Origin of the sequence: Chryseobacterium culicis (assembly GCF_002979755.1) — a bacterium.
Lineage (GTDB): Bacteria > Bacteroidota > Bacteroidia > Flavobacteriales > Weeksellaceae > Chryseobacterium > Chryseobacterium culicis_A.
On the sequence record NZ_PCPP01000003.1, the window covers coordinates 265,699 to 284,717 of the forward strand.

Below are 19,019 nucleotides of genomic sequence, written 5' to 3' on the forward strand. Positions count from 1 at the left end.
TGTTTCCAAGAAAAACAATCATATGAAGAAGATTTTAATTGCTTCGATGCTGTTGGCTGCTCATTTCAGCTGGGCTCAATTTACAGATATCAATATTATCAAAGAAGTACAGGTAAAACATAAAGGTGTTGTAGTGTCTGCACACCCATTAGCCAGTGAAGCGGGAGCTAAAATCTTAAGGATGGGCGGAAATGCTTACGATGCTGTAACAGCTACACAATATGCTCTTGCTGTAGTGTATCCTCAGGCAGGAAACATCGGTGGTGGTGGCTTCCTGGTGGGTGTAAAAAGTAATGGGGAAAAATTCACATTGGATTACAGAGAAACAGCTCCGAAAAAGGCTTCCAGAGATATGTACATCGATAAAAAAGGAAAAGCAGATACTGACCTTTCCCAAAACGGAAGACTGGCGGTAGGTATTCCCGGAAGTGTGGCAGGATTCTTTGCTACTCTGAAATACTGTAAACTTCCTATGGAAAAAATTATCCAACCGGCAATTGATCTGGCGGAAAAAGGTTTTGCCATTACGGATAAGGAAGCAGAAATGTTGAATAACCAAAGAGAAAAATTCCAGAAACATAATAAATCTTCCATCATTTTTGTAAAAGATGCTCCATGGAAAGCTGGAGATCTTTTGGTTCAAAAAGACTTAGCTGAAACATTGAAACTGATCCAGAAATTGGGAGCTAAAGGTTTTTATGAAGGAAAAACTGCTGATCTTTTGATTGCCGAAATGAAAAGAGGAAATGGAATTATCACACTGGAGGATCTTAAAAATTACAAGGTTGCTGAAAGAAAAGCCCTGGAATTTGATTATAAAGGAAACAATGTAGTTACGATGCCTTTACCTTCGAGTGGTGGGGTTCTTCTTGCCCAGATGCTAAGAATGGCAAGTTTTGAAAATCTTGAAAAATACCAGCAAAATTCTACAAAAGCAGTCCAGATTATGACTGAGGCAGAACGCCGGGCTTATGCAGACAGAGCAGAATATATGGGAGATCCTGATTTTATTCAGGATAAAACGTCTTATCTGATCTCTGACGAATACCTGAAAGGCAGATGGAAAAGCTTTAGTTTTGATAAAGCAACTCCAAGTGCAGAAGTGGGTAAAATCATAGAACAGCCTAAAGAATCTATGCAGACTACTCATATTTCCGTATTAGACAAAGAGGGAAATGCGGCTTCTGTAACCACAACTCTTAATGGGTATTATGGAAGTAAAGTACTGGTTTCAGGGGCAGGATTCTTTTTAAATAACGAAATGGATGATTTCTCCATCAAACCAGGTGTACCGAATATGTTTGGAGCCGTAGGGGGTGAAGCCAATTCAATACAGCCCAACAAGAGAATGCTTTCTTCTATGACCCCAACGATTATTCTTAAAAACGGAAAACCTTATATGGTTGTGGGAACACCGGGAGGAACTACAATTCCAACTTCAGTGTATCAGTCCATTGTGAATGTAGTGGATTTTAAGCTGAATGCCAATATTTCAGTGAATGCTCCAAAGTTCCACCATCAGTGGCTGCCGGAAACCATCACCGTGGAAAATAATTTCCCTGAAAGTACCATTTCTGAACTGAAAAGTAAGAATTACATCATTGAAAAGACAAAATACATTGGTAAAACAGAAATGATTGTTCTTGATGACAACGGAAATATTCACGCAGTGGCAGACGGTCGTGGCGATGATTCTGTAGCGGTAGAATAATTATCATTTTACCATCCGTTAAAACTAAATAGGGCTCCGGCTTCATTTCTAAAAGGATAATTGTCTTTTAGAAATGAAGCCGGAGTTTTTTGCCTATAAAGCCTGCTCAGAAGATTCTTTCAATGACTTTTGTCATGTTTTTAGATAAATTTTCTTAATTTTCGCCCTTAAAAAAACAAAACGACTGTTCTTTGAAAGCAAAAAAAATACACAATCAGCTTTATTTCCAGGTGATTATAGCCATTGTTGCGGGTATTCTTCTGGGAAAATTTTATCCTGAACTGGGAGAAAAGATGAAACCTCTAGGAGATGGATTCATCAAATTGGTAAAAATGATTATCGCTCCGGTAATTTTCATTACCCTTACTTTAGGAATTGCCCACATGACCGATTTGAAAAAAGTGGGAAGAATTGCTATCAAAGCAATGATCTATTTTTTCACATTTTCAACCCTTGCTCTTATCATCGGATTATTGGTAGGAAATATCTTACAACCTGGTCATGGTTTGAATATTGATCCATCTACCCTCTCAGGTGATGTTTCGCAATACCAAACAAAAGCTCATGAGTCAACGCTCACAGGGTTTATTATGAATATTATTCCGGAGACTTTATTCAGTCCATTGGTGGGTGAAAATATTCTCCAGGTTCTTTTGGGTGCTATTTTAATGGGAGTCGCTTTGGTTTTAACAAAAGAAAAAAGCCAGAAAGTAACCGATTTTCTACAAGATTTATCGACTCCAGTATTTAAAATTGTCCACATGCTTATGAAACTTGCCCCCATAGGTGCTTTCGGAGCAATGGCTTTCACGATTGGAAAATACGGACTTCATTCTGTACTCAACCTTATATTTCTGGTGGGTACATTCTATATTACCTCTATTCTTTTTGTTGTTCTGGTATTAGGAGCAGTAGCATGGTATAACGGATTTAATATTTTCAAACTCCTTTTCTACCTTAAAGAGGAACTTCTTCTCGTTTTGGGAACAAGTTCATCAGAATCTGCCTTACCGGGTATTATGGAAAAACTTGAAAAAGCAGGCTGCTCACGAGCTATTGTAGGTCTTGTGGTTCCTACCGGATATTCTTTCAATCTTGATGGAACGAATATTTATATGACACTTGCCTCTCTCTTTATTGCCCAGGCATTAAATATTCATCTTCCTATTGAAAAACAGCTGATGCTTCTTTTGGTAGCTATGTTAAGTTCAAAAGGTGCAGCAGGAGTTACAGGTGCAGGATTTGTTACTCTGGCAGCAACTCTGGCAGTCGTTCCTGAAATTCCGATTGCAGGAATGACTTTAATTCTTGGAATCGACAAATTCATGAGTGAATGCAGGGCTTTAACAAACGTTATCGGAAATTCTGTAGCCACTGTAGTGGTTGCCAACTGGGAAAAACAGCTCGACAAAAAACAGCTTCAGTACTGCCTGGATCATCCGGCTGAAATTGAGAAAAAGCTGGAGATGTAAGAAGGTAGCAGATGTTAGGTAATAGGGATTAGGTGGCAGGGATTAGAAATGATGTCAATAGTAAATTTTGCTTCGCAAGTGAATGGTGAATTTTGATACAGAGCCAAGATTCAAGAGCCAAGAGCCAAGATAATGACAACCTAATAAAATCAGCAACAAAAACAACCAACAACCTGTACCCTACACCAAAATATTCAAACTTGCAGGCTGTAATTAAGCAGATGTTAGGTAATAGGGATTAGGTGGCAGGGATTAGAAATGATGTCAATAGTAAATTTTGCTTCGTAAGTGAATGGTGAATTTTGATACAGAACCAAGATTCAAGAGCCAAGATAATGACAACCTAATACAACCAGCAACAAAAACAACTAGCAACAAAAACAACCAGCAACCTGTACCCTACACCAAAATATTCAAACTTGCAGGCTGTACTTTAACATGGATTGGTGATTTGATTTTATTAAATTCACCATCCAGATGCCAGTTTTTGGTATTTACTTTAAATGTTATTTCAGATACTGGAAGATAAGTCACATATTCATCATCTTTCAGTCTTTTGGTAAACATTCTGAAAGCAAACAGCGCAGAATAGGTCAGTGGAAATTTTTTCACCAAAACCATATCCACCAAACCGTCACTTTTACTGGCTTTTGGTGCAATGTAAGCATTGTTCCCAAACTGACGGGTATTGGCAATGTTCATCATCAGATAACGGCCGTTATACTGTTGGTATTCTTCATCATCAAACTTTACTTTGATGGGCTTATAATTGAAGAATGTTTTCAGGGAAACTTTAATATAGTTTTTGAATCCACGGCTTGTTTTTTCAAACTCTTTCACCACTTTACCGTCAAATCCCGTTCCCGAAACATTGATGGAAAGCCTGTCGTTTACAGTAAAAGTATCAATCTTTCTGGAGTTTTTAACTTTTATTTTCTCTAACAGTTCATCAAGATTTTTACTGAATCGTGTTTCATTGGAAAACCCGTTTCCAGAACCGGCCGGAAAAATAGCCAGAATTTTGTTTGTATTAATAAGGTTTTTGGCTACTGTAGAAATGGTACCATCTCCTCCTATCGCCACAAAAATATCTACCTGTTCGAAATGAGCCTGAATAAATTCATCGGTCCCGACAATAGATTCTGAAACATAATACAAAGGATTATTCACCTTTGTTTTAAGTTCGTTCAAAAACGGCTGATAATTTTTTTTGGCCGAAAAAGGATTGATAATAAAAGCTACTTTGTCCATCACCACAAAATTAAAAAATGCTTCCAGAACTGGAAGCATTAATTTACTTAATTTTCATTCTTTCTTTAAATTCTGCATTTAAAGTGCCCTTCAGGTCTTCCCATGAAACAGGAATTGTAATGTCTCCGGCGGCAAAAGCAGCAATTTCATAGGGACTATAGTGAAAATACAGGTTTTTATCATCAAAATAAAAATTATCAGAGGCCGGAATTTTATCCACTAAAAGCATTTCTGAGTTTTTCACTTCTCCATCTCCATCCATTGTTCCGCTGTTAATTTTATCAATATTTTTCATCAGAATGGCTTCAATCTTATTTTTAGGTAATGAAGTAATATCTTTCAATTCTAATTTTTTGCTGTTTTTAAGATCAAAAACCCTTTCGGAAAATCCGTAGTTATCATGCGCTCCTCCTTCATATCCGCTTCCTACATATTGGATATGCATATAGCCGTTTGTATTAGAAATAAGATTCATATGGGAACTTGAATACCAGTTTTGAGCATAAGTAACGTCTGAAGCCCAGTCTTTATTATCTTTTTTAACAGAGTTGAAATAACTATTCTTTTCACTATCCAGATAAGCCTGAAGACCGGTTTTGGAGAAATCTTTAATTTTTTCATTCTGGAAATAGATGCTGTCCACTAGCTTTTTATCTTTTAAAGTAGGAAAAACCAACAGCTTTGAAGTGTAGCTCACTTTTAAAGAGTCAGTAATTTTTGTAGAGTCACTGACTTTTACAGAGTCTACTACAAATTCTTCACTTGCTTTGTTTTCTATATTCTCTGCTTTTGCCGCCGTTTCATTTTTTTTACAGGCGGTAACTGCCAAGAAAGAAGATAATGCTATAACAGCAATCGTATTTTTCATAATTTTATTTTTGGGGTATAAATACAAAAACCATTCAAAAGATGAATGGTTTTTGAAAAAATTTTATTTTTTTGTTTAACTCCTGTCAAATATTACTTTTTAACAAGGCTGATCACCTGATTTTCAAATTTTGAAGCAACTCCCCAGATTTGTTTAAATGCAGGATAATATTCTTTCGGATAATCTGAACTGCTAATTTTTGAGGTAGTGGTAACCTCCAGTTTATTTCCTATTTGTTTTACAGAATAGTTGTATTCTATTTCTTTATCTTCTGTAACAATTTTTTTCTCTTTAGGCATTTCCTCAATCACATATCCTTCAGGGATTTCAAGAATCACCTTTTTTATTTTGGTAGTTGGTGACCCAAAATCGATAGGGAATTTTCTGGCTTCCGTCTGATCAAATTCATTGGAATTCTTATTTAAAAACAACATCGGATTAATGATCATTTTCTTTCCTACCTTGTCAATAAGATTCGTTGAAGAAAACTTCATGCTGCTTTCAAACTCACCATTCTCCAATACTTTTGAATCAATATCCGTGAAATCCATTGAGAAATTCTCTTTATACTGCTTTTTATATTTTTCAGGGTTTTCATCATAATCATCCTTTACATACATTGCAAACACACCAGTATCTCTGTCAGAATAAGCACCAGAAACGCTTCCATCTTCATTAATTTTCGCATTTACAGTAAGGTAAGTATTTCCCGGTTTAGTATTTACCATCTGAAGTTGAACAGCTTTCTCCTTACCAAGTAAAATACCAAATTGGTTCCAATCTCTTAAAGGAAGTTCATTCATGGAAGATTGTTTTGAAGTAGCATCAAAGGTTTGGATACCTCCTGCAGTTTCTACAGCTGCTAAAACAAAATTGGTGTTGGTAACGTTGGGAGATACAATATTAATCAAACCGTTCTCTACCGTTGAAATAAGTAATGGATCCGCTTTAATATTTGCTTCACGAAGAAGCATTATTAAGAACAGGTTAATTTCTGCGGCATTACCCGTTTTGCTTTCAATCAGTTTTTTGATACCGTCTTCCGTATAGATTCCTTTATCTTTATTCCATGTAAATGTTTTCTGAACATATCTGAATATGGCATTTGCTTTTTCAAGATCAGTTTTCATATCAGCTATTCCTGCCGGCATATTTTCTTTCGCCAGTTTTGTTTTTTTAAGCTCACCTCCGAAATCATTATTATCATAGAGTCTTTTCTTAATCTGTTCCCAGGAAGATGAGTATAATTTAAGTTCTCCAAAATTGGTGGAATGAAGCTCAGCACTGATTTTTGTACGAAAGTTTCTGCTATTTCTCACAAACTTCTCCGCTTTAAAACCTTTCAAATTTTCAAAGCCGAATCTGTATGTTCTATATTGGGCACCATATAATGTTCTGTCAGAAACTTCATTATATTTAGGAGTAAGACCTCCGGTATAGTTAATATTATAAGAAATACTCACTGGAGTATCCATAACATATTCTGTGTAAAGTGAAGGAGTATCCAGCTCAATAACGATTTCAGGAATCGTATAAAGAAATGCAAACGGTGTGATCACTTCATACTGATATTCTAATACCGATCCGTCTTTCACATTAGGAAAAGCAAATTTGTTAACCGTAGTATTTTTATTTTCCTTGCTTTTATATTTGGAGCTTTTTTCAACCTTTACCGGTACAGCCTTTCCACCTTCCAGATTATAGGTAAATGCCTTGAATTTAGTTAATGATTCATGTTCATTAACTCCCGTATAAAGGGGAACTTCTACATTTAATAAGTCTTCCGCATTATCTTTTTTGTATATTTTTACTCTGTAAATATATTCTCTGTGTAGATCACCGGTAGATGCATCTACTCTGAAATGTATAGATCTGTACAAAACTTCAGCAGGTGCATTTTCATCCAGTAAAGATTTAACTTTTGATAAATCTGCTTCTGAAAATTTTGGAGCCTCTAAAAACTCATGTTTTTGTGCTTTAATAAATATAAGGTTTGTAGAACAAACCAATAACAATACTATTTTTTTCATCATTATGCCTTTGTAATTAAAATTTTTGAATTGTCCATGTTTATTGTTTTCTTTATGAAGTTTACATATTCGTTATATTTTTCTTTGGGATAAGCTCCTTTATTGATTTGTATTTTTCTTTTCACGATGAGCCCCTCTCCATTCTTTACAAAATTTAAGGTATAGAAACCATATTCAGATTTAAGGTTGATATTTTCAGGAGTTTCTTCTACTTTATATCCATTGGGAAGGCTGAAACTGATTTCATATTCGTCCTCATAAGATTGTCCGATTTCAAAAGGAAGTTCACGGCTTTCGTCCGTTTTATGGATGGCATCGTTGTATATAGGAACCGCTCTGAATATTAAACTGTTTCCTACTTTTTTAGCATAATGGCTGGCTTTAAAATCAATATCATAGGTTATGAAAGCATTGTCTCTATTATTGACAAAATTTTTCATTTCTACTTTTTCAAAGTTCAAAATATCCAAAGATCTTTTTAAAGCATCATTTCTTTCTTTGGGACTTAAAGCGGTAAATGCTAAATTATAATCATACTGATATCCTGTGTAATGAAAACTTCCTTCACCCTGAATACTGTTATCCTCTCCTACTTTGATTTTCATGACCTGTTTTTCTTTATTCTGTTCGGCAGAATATACAGGAGTATTGATCAGTTCTATCCCCGTTTTCTTTACTGAAAGTACATTTCGGTCTGTTGTACTGTACCCCAGGTGGTTGAATGCAATTTGTTGGGATGTATTCTCAAGCCAGATATTCCCTTTTTCTGTAGGCACCATTAAAATAGCATGGTTTCCTCCCATTCTTGGGAAGTCCGGATCAAAAGATATCTGGGAAGCTCCGGAATTAATAACACAATAATAAGAAGGTACTCCTGCTTCATCAAGAAGAGTTTTCATATAATTGGTAAGTCCTTTACAGTCTCCGTATCCTTTTTTGTCCACTTCATCAGGAAGCATTGGAAGCCATCCGCCAATTCCCAGCCCTACGTAGATGTATCTGGTCTTATTCTGCATATACTGATAAATCGTCTTTACCTTATCTTCTACAGATCCTTGTAAGTTCAGCGATGCTATCTCAGATTTGATAGCCGGAGTAGAAACTGCAACAGGCTCTACAAGGTTATTATAATACCATGTTCCAAAATCTGTCCAGTTCGTTAAAGTACCCTGTTTTCCTGCAAGATTAAATTTCGCCAGAGAGAAACTTACTTTCGGTAAAATTTTGGCAGGTTGTGGAATTAAAGAAATATCATCAATGGCGGGAACGTTTTTGTAGGTAAATACTTTTTCATTAGCACTCCCACTTTCTGCAACTGATGCATAATTGAACTTTGACGGATAAGTTTTCGTTCTAAGCTCTATCCCAGATGTGTTGATAATTTTAAATTCCGCTTCTTCCAAAGAGGTATTGGTAGAAAAGAAAGGCACAAAATCAGGAATAAAAACAGTATTTTTATCTGATATCTGATAAGAGAAATCTACTGTATAGGGATATTCCGTTGGAGTATAATTAAAAACCAGAATTCTGCTATCAGAATAAAAAATTCCGTGACGGTTATTGGCAAAATCACCAAAATCTGATTTTGAAAAACTTTTTATTTTCTTTCCTGCTTCATTATAGATGGTAACTTTCACATCAGAGATACTGTTTCCTTTATCATAGGAAATGTAAGCAACTGCTTTATCATCACCATCTTTATTTAAAACAGTTTTTACCGTATTAACCTGATATTTTATATCATCAATCTTATGAATGTTAACAGTCGTCAGATCTTTTCTGACTACCAGATTAGCATTTTTCTTTAAATTTTCAGGAATTGCAGAGGCAGGATAGCTCTGTGCAAAATAGAATGAGGCGGCAGATAAAGCCCCCAAGACTAATATTTTCATCATTACTGCTAATTTTAAATGAATTATTAAAATTTTATATTATTTTTTCACCAAACTAATGACCTGATTTTCCGTTTCAGAGATCGTTTTCCAGATTTGTTTAAAAAACGGATAGTATTCTTTAGGATAATTTTGACTGGCAATACCTATTTTTGAGGTAATTATTATTTTATTACCAAGCGTTTCAACCTTGTATAAAAAAGATATTTCCTGATCGTCCGTAGCCATCTTTTTATCTTTCGGAAGGCTTAACACTTTATAATTTTCAGGAATTTCAAGTTCTATTCTTTTTTCTTTATTAAAAGCCGAAATAAAGTCAATCTGATATTTCCTTTCATGGGACTGATCAAACAATTCTTTTTCAGCATTTAAAAACATGATGGGATTGATCACGATTTTGTCTCCTATTACATCCATCAGGTTAGAATCGGAAAATGCCATCTGAGTTTCAAAATCACCATTGTCCAGGAGTTTTGGTTCTACATTTTTCCCATCTATATTATATCGCGACGGAAACACCTGTTTATATTTATCTTTGTTTCTATCAAATTCATCATAAGAGTTAATTGCATACATCCCGCTATCCTTTTGTGTGAAAATTCCTTTTACTAAAGAATTCCCAAGGTCTAAGCTGGCTTTGATATTCATCTCTTTTTTACTTATATTGGTATTAGAGAATGACAGAGATGTTCCTTTTTTTCCTTCCAATAAAATTCCGAAATCATTCCAATCCCTCTCTGGTAACATATTTACCTTAGAATTGAAGGAAGTTGCATCATAAAAATAAATTTGATTATTAATTTTAACGGATGTCAAAACAAAATTTAAATTATTGATATTAGGTGAAATAACATTCAGAATACCATTATCAACAGTAGAAATCAGAAGAGGATTAGCTTCAATTCCGGCATCTCTCAAAAGCATAGTCAAAAGAAGATTTATATCTGCACTATTGCCAGATTTTGTTTTTATAAGCTGTCTTAAATTCTGGGAAGCCATTATTCCTGCCTTCTCGTTCCATCTATAATTTTCTTTAACAAAATTGAAAATTTTATCTGCTCTTCCTAAAGGATCATAATAGGTTTTAATATTCTCGGGAAGAATATCTTTCACATTACCTTTTAAAAAACTTCCAAAGTCATCAAAACTATAAAGCTTGTCTGCAAGGTTATTCCAATCTTTAAACTCACTATAAGTAAAATATTTGGTTGAAAATCTTTTAAGTTCAGGTTTAATTTTCCCTCTGAATCTATTCAGGTCTTTTACATATTTTTCCTTCTGAATAGATTTCATATCCTCATATCCAAATCTGAAAACATTATATAAAGCTCCTAAACGATCCTCAGTAGTGGAAATATGGTATTTTGGTTTAAAAATACTTCCTGTACTGTTAAAAGAATATGTAATAGGCTCATCAGGATATTCCAAATTATATTCCTGATAAACAACCGGAATATTGTATTCCAGAAAATATACCGGATTGGAGATATTATTACTCGTCACTTTATAACTGTATTCTATTACAGATCCGTCTGAAATATTAGGTAAGGCAAGTTTATAAATATTTATCCCTTCAGTAAAATTCTCTTTTAACTGTTCTTTTTTATCAATTAGGATTTTTTCGACCTTATTATTGGAGAGATTATATATTCTAACTTCAAACTTACTCAGCGATTCATCGGTAAGAAGAGGAATGCTTATATTAAGCCAATCTTCTGAGCGCTTTTTGTCGTAGATTTTAATTTTTGAATACCACTCTTTTTCCAAAGAATTATCATTCATGATATTATATCGAACACTATTGTAGAGAATTTCAGCAGGGGCATCCTTTTCTATAAGTGAATTCGTTTTTTTTAGATCAGCTTCATCAAATAAAGGTGGAGAAAGGAATTTATGCTGTGCAAAAGATGTATTAAATACAAGGCAGCTCACCGCTACTGTAAGTTTAGCATTAATTTTCATCGGTTTTTATTGATTTTGAGAATTCGTAGAAATTGCAGAAACAGGATCGCTCTGCGCGAAATAGAATGAGGCGGTAGATAAAGCCTCCAAGACTAATATTTTCATCATAGTTATTAAAGTTATACAAAAATAATAAAATCTTAATAACTGTTAAAAAAAATATAAAAGGCTTCAACATATGAAGCCTTCAACCTAATACTTAAAAAGTACAGTTTTACATGTACCTATAAGGATATGAACACATTATCAACTTTTCATTTTCTATTTCTGAAAAGTTAGAACAGAATATTTATAATCATTCTATTTTGGAGAGGGAATATTTATTCTGTTTTTATGAAGGGTAAAACTTCATATTGTCTGCGTTCCAAAAATAGAATAAAATATGATTCATGTATTTCAAATATTGTAGAATTAATAATAAGAAGAAGTACAATTAATTCTACAATCCTGAAATCTGCTCATAAAAAAAGACTCCAATACTGAAGTCTTTTAGTTTTTTTTCTTTCTTTTTAATCATTCGGAACCAGTTTACTATCAAATTGATCGCTTCCAAGCCCCAGTACAGGAATAAAGATAAATCCAAAAAGAAGGATCAGAATTGTGTAGAGAGGCGTTTCTTTGGAAAATCCTTTAGCAAGCCTGTCATATACTACCCAACATGCAAAAATGTTTACCAATGGAATAAAGAAAAGAATGATCCACCAAATGGGTTTTTTCACGATTTCCAATAGCACAATTGTATTATAAATAGGAATAAAGGCGGCCCAGGCATCTTGTCTTCCTGCTTTCTGGAAGATTTTGTACATGCAATATCCATAGAATATATAACATAGCAGGCCGAAGAACATTGTTCCGATCCCTAATCCTGCAGCGGCTGCACCAGACACTGCATCTGTCCCATTATAAGGGTCTGTTTGTAAAAGAGTTAACATATTATTGTTTTTTTGGTTTATCCAAATATAAAAAAAGCTTCTAAATAATTAGAAGCTTTTTTTATTATATTTTTAAAAACGTTTATGCATCAATTTTTGCATATTTCGCATTTTTCTCGATAAACTCTCTTCTCGGTGGTACCTCATCCCCCATCAACATAGAGAATACACTGTCTGCTTCTACTGCATTATCAATAGTTACCTGCTTCAGAATTCTGTGTTCAGGGTTCAGGGTTGTTTCCCAAAGCTGTTCAGGGTTCATTTCTCCAAGACCTTTGTAACGCTGTACTTCTACACCTTTACCATCCGGAGCCATTTCTAAAGTAAACTCTTCACGTTCTTTTTCGTTATAGGCATACACTTTTTTGTTCCCTCTTTTTAATAGATATAAAGGAGGTTGAGCAATATAGATATATCCATTCTCAATAAGTTCCTTCATATATCTGAAGAAGAAAGTAAGGATCAATGTAGAAATGTGAGATCCATCAATATCGGCATCGGTCATGATAACAATTTTATGGTATCTTAATTTTGCCATATTTAAAGCTTTACTATCTTCTTCTGTTCCTACAGAAACTCCAAGTGCAGTATAAATATTTCTGATTTCCTCGTTATCATACACTTTATGAAGCATAGACTTCTCTACGTTCAAAATCTTACCTCTTAATGGTAGAATAGCCTGGAAGTGTCTGTCTCTACCCTGCTTTGCTGTTCCACCTGCGGAATCTCCCTCTACAAGGAAGATTTCAGATTCAGCCGGATCTTTAGATGAGCAGTCAGATAGTTTCCCCGGAAGACCTGAACCTCCCATTGGAGATTTTCTCTGAACCATTTCTCTAGCCTTTTTAGCTGCTTGTCTTGCTTTAGCTGCTAAAACAACTTTCTGAACAATGATTTTAGCTTCATTAGGATTTTCTTCCAGGAAGTTAGTAAGCATTTCTCCTACAATCTTATCAACAGCACCGGAAACTTCAGAGTTCCCTAGTTTTGTTTTGGTCTGTCCTTCAAACTGAGGTTCCATTACTTTTACAGAAACTACAGCTGTAAGTCCTTCACGGAAGTCATCACCGGTAATTTCTACTTTTTCTTTTGCCGGAAGTCCTAATTCATCAGCATATTTCTTTAAAGTTCTTGTTAAAGCTCTTCTGAAACCTGCCAGGTGAGTACCTCCTTCGTGCGTATTGATATTATTAACGTAAGAGTGAAGATTTTCGTTAAATGATGTATTATAACGCATCGCCACCTCAACAGGAATATCATCTCTTTCGCCTTCCATGAAGATCACGTGTTCCATAATAGATTCACGGCTACCGTCGATGTAAGCAACAAATTCTTTCAATCCCCCTTCAGAATGAAAAATTTCTGAACGGAAAGAACCGTCTTCCAATTTTTCTCTTTCATCGGTAAGCGTAATCGTAATTCCTTTATTTAGGTAAGAAAGCTCTCTTAAACGGCTTGCTAATGTATCGTAATTATAGATTAATTCTGTAAATATAGTATCATCCGGCTGGAAAAACTGTTTAGTTCCTCTTATGTCACTGTGACCGATTTCTTCAACCTGAGTCTGTGCTTTTCCTTTAGAATATATCTGTTGATAGATATTCCCGTCTCTGTAAACTGTAGTTACCATTTCGTTAGAAAGTGCATTCACACACGAAACCCCTACCCCGTGAAGACCTCCTGAAACCTTATAAGAGTCTTTATCAAACTTACCTCCGGCTCCAATTTTTGTCATAACCACTTCAAGGGCAGATTTCTGCTCTTTTTCGTGGAAATCAACCGGGATACCTCTACCGTTATCACTTACTTCAATTCCGTTTCCTTCCTTGATGCTAACGAAGATCGTGTCACAGTACCCTGCCAATGCCTCGTCAATAGAGTTATCTACTACTTCATAAACCAAGTGGTGAAGCCCTCTGACTCCTACATCACCAATGTACATTGAAGGACGCATACGTACGTGCTCCATTCCTTCCAATGCCTGAATACTACTAGCTGTATATTGTTTTTGACTCATATTAAATATTAAAAATCTTGCTCTATGCAAAGACTTACAAATATCGTGATTTTTTTCGAGGTATGAAAGTTAAAAAGTGTCAAAAAAATGTAGAGTTTTCTTAGTGAAAACATAAGGAAAAGTATTCCAATAAAAGATTCAAAATTAAAATGTATAGGTGAAATATCAACTGTTGTAAATCATATTCAACATCAATAATTTATGCGTAAATTTATTTACTGAAAAGTTGATATTATGGATGATTTTATAGCAGCACGCGCCCAGATGGCACTATCTCTGGGTTTTCACATTATATTCTCCTGTGTGGGTATGGTGATGCCTTTTCTCATGGCTTTTGCCCATTGGAAATACTTAAAAACCAATAATGAAGTATACAAAGGACTGACAAAAGCATGGAGCAAAGGAGTAGCTATTCTTTTTGCTACCGGAGCTGTTTCCGGAACAATGCTATCTTTTGAACTTGGACTTTTGTGGCCCGGCTTTATGAAACATGCAGGTCCTATTTTCGGAATGCCTTTTTCATTGGAAGGAACAGCCTTTTTCATCGAGGCTATTGCCATTGGATTCTTCTTATATGGCTGGGAAAGATTCAATAAATGGTTTCACTGGTTCTGCGGATTTCTTGTAGGAGTAAGCGGGCTGGCTTCCGGAATTCTGGTGGTAGCAGCCAACTCATGGATGAATTCCCCAACCGGTTTCGATTATATAAACGGACAGTATCTTAATATAGATCCTATTAAAGCGATGTTTAATGACGCATGGTTTCCGCAGGCTCTTCATATGACGGTTGCTGCATTTTGTGCCACAGGATTTGCTGTAGCCGGAGTGCATGCCTTTATGATTATGCGTAAAAGAAATATTGAATTTCATACCAAAGCTTTTAGAATTGCTGTAGGATTTGCTTTGATTGGAGCATTTGGTGCCCCTTTAAGTGGTGATATTGCAGCAAAATCAGTAGCAGAAAGACAACCTATTAAACTGGCTGCAATGGAAGCTCATTTTGAAACTGAGAAAGGTGCTTCTTTTGTGATTGGAGGAATTCCTGATGAGGAAAAGGAAGAAATAAAATATGCTATAAAAATTCCAAAAGTTTTAAGCTTTCTGGTAAGCAATGATTTCAATTCTGAAGTAAAAGGTCTTAAAGATTTCCCGAGAGATGAATGGCCTCCGATTGCGGTTGTTCATTACGCTTTTCAGATTATGATTTTCTTCGGAGTGGTGATGATTGGTATTGGAGCTATTTATTTATATGCTTTCTTCTTCAAAAAAGAATGGCTGAGTAAAAATTGGTTATTAAAAACGTTCTTAATAGCAACACCTTTCGGATATATTGCTCTGGAAGCAGGCTGGACAGTGACGGAAGTCGGCAGGCAGCCCTGGATTATTTACGGAATTATGAGAACGGTAGATGCGGTAACACCAATGCCGGGAATACAGTATTCATTCTACTTCTTTACTGCTATTTTCGTCTCATTATCATTGATTCTTATCTTCCTTTTAAAAAGACAGATTCAAATGGTACCGAAGCTTTACGACCCTACCGACTCTCAGTTTAACGATAAAAACAACAAATCATGATCTACATTGTAATAGGTTTTCTCTGGCTATCTATCTGTCTTTATATTATTCTGGGAGGTGCTGATTTTGGAGCGGGAATTGTAGAGCTTTTCACTCATAAAAAAGCCAGAAATAAGACTCAGGAAATCATGTATGAGTCTATTGCTCCTGTATGGGAAGCCAATCATATGTGGCTGATCATTGCCATTGTAATTCTCTTTGTAGGGTTCCCCGAAATCTATACGACCATGTCTACCTATCTTCACATTCCTTTGGTTTTGATGCTTTTGGGGATTATCGCGAGAGGAACAGCATTTACGTTCAGACATTACGATGCAGTAAAGGACAACTGGCAGGTTCTGTACACCCAGATCTTCTATTATGCGAGTCTTTTAACCCCTTTCTTTTTGGGATTAATTGCTGCAGCAACTGTTTCACATTCTATCAATCCTGATGCTGTAGGTTTTCTGGATTTGTATGTTTTCAGCTGGCTGAACTGGTTTGGAGTTTCTGTAGGTTTGTTTACTGTAGCGCTTTGTGCCTATCTTGCTTCTATCTTTTCATTAAGAGAAACCCGTGATAAGGCAGATCTTTTATTAATGATCAGAAAATCCAAACAGACGATGATCTTCGTTGTGATTACAGGAATTCTGGTATTTGTGACCGCTTATATTTCGGATATTCCTCTTTTGATGTGGGTATTTTCCAAACCTTTGGGGATTATGGCGATTGCCTTTGCAACGATTGCCTTATTGCTTATTTTAAGAGCGATGAACCGTCAGAAATTACTTCCTGTACGTGCTTTGGCAGGATTTCAAATGGTGATGATTTTAGTAGCTGCTACGTATCAGCACAATCCGGATATTATTTTATTAGGAAACGGACAGCATCTTTCATTATTGGAGCATATGGCGCCGCCAAAAACTATTGCAGCATTGGGATGGGCTTTGATGCTCGGTTCATTATTTATCCTGCCGTTTTTATTTTATCTGATGGCTTCTTTCAGTAAGTTGAGAAAATAGATTTACAATGCAGAGCTATCAGGATAAAACAGAGCTTATTGAGGAACTCAAGAAAAGATATAAGCTCTACGATCAGGAATTTAATACCATCAAGGAAGATGAAAAAGACCTTCTTCAACAGGGAGTTGACAAAACGCCATCGCAAAATATTTCCTATCAGTTAGGATGGACCCATCTGCTTTTACAATGGGAAAATGATGAAAGAAAAGGACTGGAAGTAAAAACACCTACTCCTGACTATAAATGGAATAACCTGAAAGGATTATACCAATCTTTTTATAATGAATATGGTTCTCATAGTTTACAACAGCAAAGAGAACTTCTGCAAAATCAGGTTAATGAAATTATTGCATGGATAGAAAGCCTTGATCACAACACTTTATTCACTCCCGGACAAAGAAAATGGGCAACAACCCCTGCTCAGTGGCCGGTCTGGAAATGGATTCATATCAATACCGTAGCTCCTTTTAAGAATTTCAGGACACAGCTTCGAAAATGGAAAAAAGAAAAAGGTACAGAATAGTTCTGTACCTTTTATATTTGTATTTTCTGAGGAATCTTAAGCTAATTTCATCAAAAGATTTTCGTCAATCTTCTCTACTTTCACAATATTATTCTTTGTCAAAGTTTTGGAAGCTTTATCCCATTTTTTACCGGATAACTGGCTTCTTTCCTTTACTTCAGCTAAAGACATTGCTTCTTCCTGAGAATTAAGGATTTCAAGGATTACTTTTTCATCTTCACCTAATTCAATCTGTGGAACTGCTTTTTCAGGTCTCATCTGAGGGAAGAATAATACTTCCTGGATAGAGGCATTGTTCGTTAAGAACATGATTAATCTGTCCATACCGATTCCTAATCCTGAAGTTGGTGGCATACCGTATTCCAATGCTCTTAAGAAGTCCTGATCGATGAACATTGCTTCATCATCTCCTCTTTCAGATAAAGCCATCTGTGCTTCAAAACGCTCTCTCTGATCGATAGGATCATTAAGCTCTGAATAGGCGTTTGCGATTTCTTTACCACATACCATTAATTCAAAACGCTCTGTTAAGCCTTCTTTGCTTCTGTGTTTCTTTGTCAGTGGAGACATTTCGATCGGATAATCCGTAATGAAAGTCGGCTGAATGAAGTTTCCTTCACATTTCTCACCGAAGATCTCATCAATCAGTTTTCCTTTCCCCATCGTCTCGTTTACTTCGATACCGATAGACTTTGCAAAATCATATAATTCCTTCTCTGTCTTTCCTGTGATATCAAATCCTGTATATTTCAGGATCGCTTCTGTCATAGAAACTCTTGGATAAGGAGCTTTCCAATTGATGGTGTGTTCACCAAAAGTAGATTCTGAATTTCCATTAACCTGAGTAGCACAGAATTCCAATAATTTCTCAGTGAAATCCATCATCCAGTTGTAATCTTTGTAAGCTACATAGATTTCCATAGCGGTAAACTCTGGATTGTGAGTTCTGTCCATTCCTTCATTTCTGAAGTTTTTAGAGAACTCATATACTCCATCAAAACCACCTACGATCAATCTTTTCAGATATAATTCATTGGCAATTCTTAAATATAATGGAATATCCAGTGCATTGTGGTGCGTGATAAACGGTTTTGCTGCAGCTCCACCAGGGATTGACTGTAGAATAGGGGTTTCCACCTCAAAATATCCTGCATCATTAAAGAAGGTTCTCATAGCATTGAACATTTTTGTTCTCTTCACGAAAATTTCTTTAACCTGTGGATTTACCGTCAAATCTACATAACGCTGTCTGTATCTTAATTCAGGATCTGTAAATCCGTCGTGTACAACACCGTTTTCGTCAGTTTTAGCCTGAGGTAGAGGACGTAATGCCTTCGTAAGAAGAACAAAGTTTTTTACTAAAACCGTCTTCTCTCCTACCTGAGTCGTAAACAATTCTCCTTCAATACCGATAATATCTCCGATATCCAAAAGGTGTTTGTATACTTCATTATAGAGTTCTTTATCTTCACCCGGACAGATCTCGTCTCTGTTGAAGTAAACCTGGATTTTTCCTTTAGAATCCTGCAATTCAGCAAAAGAAGCCTTACCTTGAATTCTGCGGGACATCAATCTACCAGCGATCTTCACCTGTTTACTTTCAGAAAAGTCCTGTTTTATAGATTCTGTAGTATCTGTAATGGTATACTCATCCGCAGGGAACGCATTAATCCCCATTTCAGTAAGCTTATTCAGCTTTTCTCTTCTAATGATTTCTTGTTCTGATAATTGCATTTCTTATTTTTCTAAAAGCGTACAAATTTAGGCATTTTTGACCTGATC

13 protein-coding genes are annotated in these 19,019 nt (G+C 35.6%); 5 read left to right on the plus strand and 8 right to left on the minus strand.

Annotation, left to right across the window (positions count from 1 at the left end; translation table 11 throughout):
• Window positions 1–22 precede the first annotated feature (22 nt).
• Window positions 23–1,711 (plus strand): gamma-glutamyltransferase, encoded by a 1,689-nt coding sequence (gene ggt / locus CQ022_RS17760; protein WP_105683636.1) that lies wholly within the window; start codon window positions 23–25, stop codon window positions 1,709–1,711.
• A gap of 191 nt (window positions 1,712–1,902) precedes the next feature.
• Window positions 1,903–3,183, plus strand: coding sequence for a dicarboxylate/amino acid:cation symporter (locus CQ022_RS17765; protein ID WP_105683637.1), 1,281 nt, complete (start codon window positions 1,903–1,905; stop codon window positions 3,181–3,183).
• A 399-nt stretch (window positions 3,184–3,582) separates the two neighbouring features.
• On the opposite strand, the gene CQ022_RS17770 is transcribed toward CQ022_RS17765, so the two are convergent.
• From CQ022_RS17770 to gyrB, 7 genes are all read right to left on the minus strand, one after another.
• The gene (locus CQ022_RS17770) at window positions 3,583–4,434 is read right to left on the minus strand and encodes a diacylglycerol/lipid kinase family protein (protein WP_105683744.1); all 852 of its coding nucleotides are present in this window, start codon (window positions 4,432–4,434) and stop codon (window positions 3,583–3,585) included.
• A gap of 43 nt (window positions 4,435–4,477) precedes the next feature.
• Window positions 4,478–5,302 carry an RsiV family protein gene (locus tag CQ022_RS17775; RefSeq protein WP_105683638.1) on the minus strand — a complete coding sequence of 275 codons (825 nt, stop codon included), beginning with the start codon at window positions 5,300–5,302 and terminating at the stop codon, window positions 4,478–4,480.
• Window positions 5,303–5,394: 92 nt separating this feature from the next.
• A complete protein-coding gene (locus CQ022_RS17780; RefSeq protein ID WP_228421769.1) occupies window positions 5,395–7,335 on the minus strand; it encodes a DUF3857 domain-containing protein in 1,941 nt (646 codons plus the stop codon).
• Entirely contained in the window at window positions 7,335–9,227 is a 1,893-nt protein-coding gene (locus CQ022_RS17785; protein WP_105683639.1) for a DUF3857 domain-containing protein, read from the minus strand. Before CQ022_RS17785 ends, CQ022_RS17780 begins: the two co-directional genes overlap by 1 nt.
• 36 nt (window positions 9,228–9,263) lie before the next feature.
• Entirely contained in the window at window positions 9,264–11,186 is a 1,923-nt protein-coding gene (locus CQ022_RS17790) for a DUF3857 domain-containing protein (RefSeq protein WP_105683640.1), read from the minus strand.
• 509 nt (window positions 11,187–11,695) lie between these two features.
• Window positions 11,696–12,118 carry a DUF5684 domain-containing protein gene (locus tag CQ022_RS17795; RefSeq protein ID WP_105683641.1) on the minus strand — a complete coding sequence of 141 codons (423 nt, stop codon included), beginning with the start codon at window positions 12,116–12,118 and terminating at the stop codon, window positions 11,696–11,698.
• A gap of 82 nt (window positions 12,119–12,200) precedes the next feature.
• Window positions 12,201–14,135, minus strand: coding sequence for a DNA topoisomerase (ATP-hydrolyzing) subunit B (gene gyrB / locus CQ022_RS17800; RefSeq protein WP_105683642.1), 1,935 nt, complete (start codon window positions 14,133–14,135; stop codon window positions 12,201–12,203).
• A 234-nt stretch (window positions 14,136–14,369) separates the two neighbouring features.
• Between gyrB and CQ022_RS17805 the strand changes: the two genes are divergently transcribed.
• From CQ022_RS17805 to CQ022_RS17815, 3 genes are read left to right on the plus strand one after another with little or no spacing between them, the layout of a single operon-like run.
• Window positions 14,370–15,713 carry a cytochrome ubiquinol oxidase subunit I gene (locus CQ022_RS17805; protein WP_105683643.1) on the plus strand — a complete coding sequence of 448 codons (1,344 nt, stop codon included), beginning with the start codon at window positions 14,370–14,372 and terminating at the stop codon, window positions 15,711–15,713.
• The gene (locus CQ022_RS17810) at window positions 15,710–16,714 is read left to right on the plus strand and encodes a cytochrome d ubiquinol oxidase subunit II (protein ID WP_034695999.1); all 1,005 of its coding nucleotides are present in this window, start codon (window positions 15,710–15,712) and stop codon (window positions 16,712–16,714) included. The genes CQ022_RS17805 and CQ022_RS17810 overlap by 4 nt, the downstream gene beginning before the upstream one ends.
• Window positions 16,715–16,721: 7 nt before the next feature.
• A complete protein-coding gene (locus tag CQ022_RS17815; protein ID WP_105683644.1) occupies window positions 16,722–17,237 on the plus strand; it encodes a ClbS/DfsB family four-helix bundle protein in 516 nt (171 codons plus the stop codon).
• Between the two features lie 36 nt (window positions 17,238–17,273).
• Here CQ022_RS17815 and lysS read toward each other — a convergent pair whose 3' ends face one another.
• Window positions 17,274–18,971: a lysine--tRNA ligase gene (lysS, locus tag CQ022_RS17820; RefSeq protein WP_105683645.1), complete on the minus strand. Its 1,698-nt coding sequence runs from the start codon at window positions 18,969–18,971 to the stop codon at window positions 17,274–17,276.
• Window positions 18,972–19,019 lie beyond the last annotated feature (48 nt).